Source organism: Sphingomonas sp. (assembly GCF_023266535.1).
Classification (GTDB): domain Bacteria; phylum Pseudomonadota; class Alphaproteobacteria; order Sphingomonadales; family Sphingomonadaceae; genus Sphingomicrobium.
This window is the reverse complement of record NZ_JAHFPY010000001.1, coordinates 1-3,794: the sequence shown is the minus strand read 5'-3', so window position 1 is coordinate 3,794 and position 3,794 is coordinate 1. Positions and strand designations below refer to the sequence as shown.

Sequence of the window (3,794 nt, the reverse complement as noted above, 5' to 3'; positions counted from 1 at the left end):
GATCGCCGCCGCCGGCTTCTTGCCCGTAACCGTCCCCGCCATCGCCCGTGAGCAGGCGTTCCTCAACCAGGGCCAGTTCCCCGGCCATGTCGAGGAAACCTATGCGCTGCCCAACGACGACCTCTACCTCGCCGGCACCGCCGAGGTCGCGCTGACCTCGCTCCACTCGGGCGAGATCATCGAAGGCAAGCAGCTCCCGATCCTCTACGCCGGCTACTCGCCCTGCTTCCGCCGTGAGGCGGGCAGCGCCGGCAAGGACGTCCGCGGCCTGCTCCGCGTCCACCAGTTCGTCAAAGTCGAATCCTATGTCATCTGCGAAGCCGACGAGGCGCAATCGGCCGAATGGCATGCCAAGCTGCTCGCCCTCGCCGAACAGCTGCTGAGCGCGCTTGAAATCCCCTACCAGGTGATCGAGACCTCGACCGGCGACATGGGCCTCGGCAAATATCGCATGAACGACATCGAAAGCTGGGTGCCCAGCCTCGGCAAGTATCGCGAGACCCACAGCTGCTCGACCCTGCACGACTGGCAGGCGAGGCGCGCCAACCTCCGCTACCGCGACGCGGACGGCAAGGTCCGCTTCGCCCACACGCTCAACAACACTGCGCTGGCGTCCCCCCGCATCCTCGTGCCCCTGCTCGAGAACCACCAGACCGCCGACGGCCGCGTTAGGCTTCCGCAAAGCATTCGCGGCCTATTGGGCGGGGATGAATATCTCTAGCGTGCCTGAGGCCGGCGACGACCCCGACTTTCGCATCCCGCCCAGCTGGCGGCGGGTGAGCGAGGCCGGCTGGCTCCTCTCGCGCGCCTGGCACGGCATCGGCCACCTCGATCCGCGCGGTCCCGTCGACGGCCCGCCGGTGCTGGTCATCCCCGGCTTCATCGCCAACGACCGCACCACCATGGCGCTCCGCCGCGCGCTGGCCGAGGCCGGCTACCGCACCTATCCGTGGAACGCCGGCTGGAACCTCGGCGCCCGCGCCGACACCATCGAGCAGCTCGCTAGGCGCCTCGCCGAAATCTCTACCGACCAGCCCATCCTGGTCGTCGGCTGGAGCCTCGGCGGCGTCTTCGCCCGCGAGCTCGCCCGCGCCGCGCCCGCCCAGGTTCGCGCCGTCGTCACGCTCGGCAGCCCGTTCAGCCAGGACCCGCATCTGAACAACGTCTGGCGGCTCTACGAATGGATCGCCGGCCACCCGGTCGACCAGCCGCCGATCGAGCGGATCACCGCCAAGCCGCCGGTCCCGACGCTGGCTTTATGGTCGCGCAAGGACGGCCTGATCGCCCCCGCCGCCGCCCGCGGCGCCCCGGACGAGAGCGACAAGGCGGTCGAAATGGATTGCAGCCATATGGCCTTCGGCGTCTCAACCCGCACCGCAAGGAAGGTGGTCGAGGAGATCAAGCGCTTCCTCGCCAATCTTCCCGCCTAGCAGTTCCCCGGCGAAGATGATGAAAACCAGCACAGTTTGGGAGACTGTGCGTTTTCATCATGGCCCAGACCAGCGCCGCAGGCGCTGCTATCGCAGCGGACTGGGTCCCTGCCTGCGCAGGGAAACAGCAACGTTGCCAAAATGACTCATCTCCCTGAAATCGTGCCATAATCCTCGCCGATTCTTGTTCCCTTAAACTTTCTACACCATCTTGATTCACATGAAGTGGGACCGGACCCCCCTCGCGCCCGTCAAGGGCCGCCCCAGCCCCGACGACCAGGCCCCGTCGGCATGGGACGGCTGGCGCCAGGTCGCCTGGCACATCCCGCGCATGCTCAGCGGTCTCGGCCCGCTCGGCCCCCGCGGCCCGGAGGACGGCCCGCCGGCCCTCGTCATCCCTGGCTTCCTTGCCAACGATCGCACCACCATGGAGCTGCGCCGCGGCCTCGCCCGGGCCGGCTGGCGCGCCCATCCCTGGCTCTTGGGCAAGAACCTCGGCGCCAAGATCGACACCATGATCCTGCTCGAAAGCCGCCTCCAGGCGATTTATGATGGCGGCGCGGAGCCTGTCCGGGGGACAGGCGAGCACGGCCATCATAGGCGCCAGCCCGTCCTGATCGTCGGCTGGAGCCTCGGCGGCCTGTTCGCGCGCGAGCTCGCCTGCCGCGTCCCGCACATGGTCCGCGCCGTCGTCACGCTCGGCACGCCGTTCAGCGGCAACCTCAAGACCAACACCAACGTCCGCGAATTTTACGAGCGGGTCGCCGGCCACGACGTCAACGAGCCGCCCTTCCCGCGCATCGGCAGCAAGCCGCCGGTCCCGACCCTCGCGTTGTGGTCGCGCAAGGACGGCATCGTCGCCCCCGCCGCCGCCCGCGGCCTGGCGCACGAGGTCGACAAGGCGGTCGAGATCGACACCCACCATATGGGCTTCGCCGTCTACCGCCCCGCGCTGAGCGAGGTCATGCGCGAGATAGCGATCTTCCTGACGGAGCAGGAAGGAGCTGCGCCGAGCCTAAAGCCAGCGAGCGCAGCGTAGCGGATTTAGGCGTAGAGACGCCGAGTGCCGGACGGCCTGCGCTCCGAAGAGAGCGACAGGACCGACGTCACGTCGGATTTACTCCGCGTGGCGGGTCCTTTTCCCTTAGAGCCTTCGCGCCACTGCCCGGTACGACTTGCCCTCCTGCCGGTACCAGTCGCCCGAGCAGTAATAGAAGCTCGCCCCGTCCTCGATCAGCTTCATGCAGGATCCGGGCAGCGAGGCGTAGCTCGCCCCGACGACATAGGGCTTCCGGGCAATTGGGGAGCGAAGCGCGCAGTCTGTCTGGGAGACAGACGAGCACTGGAGGCTATTGGGTGTCCCCGAATTAGCGGCCGCTTGCGGTGGAGGGGCGGTCGGGACCGGGACGGGAACCCTCACCACCACCGGCACCTCCCGCTCTACGATCCACACATTGCCGAAGCCGCCCCCGAAGCCACCGCGAAAGCGGTGGGCGCCCGACTCCCAACTGAACAGATTGTTTTGGCTCGGGATCGTGATCCTCGGCGCGCCGCCCACGGGGCGGGATTGGCCGATGGCGGGTGAGGAGAATGCGGCCAGCGCTACTGCCGCAGTAAGTGAAAGAGCCTTCATATCACCCCTAACTCGTCATCCCGGACTTCGATCCCGGATCCAGCTTCATTCTGCAGGCCTCTGACGGTTCAATGGCTAATTCAATGCCGCACCCTTGAAGCAATATTCCCTATGCCACTTCAGGAACTTCGGATCAGGATGATGCTCGCCTCGTTCAGGGAACTTTGCGTGCCCATCCGGCAGCAAAATCTTCCGAACGCCATCAACATCGTTGATCTGATTGGACATCAATATCCGACGATCATCGGACAGGGTAAGTAACCCTCTGTCGAACATCCAGTGCACGGTTCCGGACAACGCGAGTCCGTTCTGCACAACGTCCGGACCCTTGGCGCTGACCGACTTGATATGCGCGGCTTCCACTTCGGCCCGGCCGCCGCCGTTGATGAATTGAAATCCAGTGAAGGCGCAGCGTCGATCATAAGCCTTCAACACGACGGTTCGAAAGATGCGGTCGCGAACCGTGCGAAGCGCCAGCATCTGCGTTCTATCTTGCTCAAACTCGTAGGGGGCTTGCTGTTCAGCGACGCCCAGTCCGCTGGTTTCCGCATCGTTCCGGGGCAGCAGTTCTTCGCCGGCATCCAGGCCTAGAGCGATAATCCGATTGAAGTGAGCATCGGGGATCGTTCGGACAGCCGATTGAGCGCGCCCTGATACTTTGCCGGCGTCATTCAAAACGCTCCGTTCCGGATAATTGCCGGCGACTTGGAATGGAACGTTTCGATCAAATT

4 protein-coding genes are annotated in these 3,794 nt (G+C 65.4%); 3 read left to right on the top strand and 1 reads right to left on the bottom strand.

The window, feature by feature from the left end:
* The 3 genes from Q0C64_RS00020 to Q0C64_RS00010 form a co-directional block, all read left to right on the top strand.
* Window positions 1-721: aminoacyl--tRNA ligase-related protein (locus tag Q0C64_RS00020; RefSeq protein WP_366003989.1), on the top strand; the 721-nt coding region annotated here is incomplete at its 5' end.
* Window positions 708-1,430 carry an alpha/beta hydrolase gene (locus tag Q0C64_RS00015; protein WP_294119910.1) on the top strand — a complete coding sequence of 241 codons (723 nt, stop codon included), beginning with the start codon at window positions 708-710 and terminating at the stop codon, window positions 1,428-1,430. The genes Q0C64_RS00020 and Q0C64_RS00015, both read left to right, overlap by 14 nt.
* A 220-nt stretch (window positions 1,431-1,650) precedes the next feature.
* Complete coding sequence (locus Q0C64_RS00010) at window positions 1,651-2,469, top strand: alpha/beta fold hydrolase (protein WP_294119909.1); 819 nt, start codon at window positions 1,651-1,653, stop codon at window positions 2,467-2,469.
* A gap of 669 nt (window positions 2,470-3,138) precedes the next feature.
* Here the strand turns inward: Q0C64_RS00010 and Q0C64_RS00005 are convergent.
* A partial coding sequence (locus Q0C64_RS00005; protein ID WP_294119908.1) for an HNH endonuclease occupies window positions 3,139-3,794 on the bottom strand: 656 nt, incomplete at its 5' end.

Excerpts from the sequence above, each read along its gene's own strand:
- Q0C64_RS00015 (WP_294119910.1), top strand. The coding sequence starts at position 708 with ATGAATATCTCTAGCGTGCCTGAGGCCGGCGACGACCCCGACTTTCGC.
- Q0C64_RS00010 (WP_294119909.1), top strand. The coding sequence starts at position 1,651 with ATGAAGTGGGACCGGACCCCCCTCGCGCCCGTCAAGGGCCGCCCCAGC.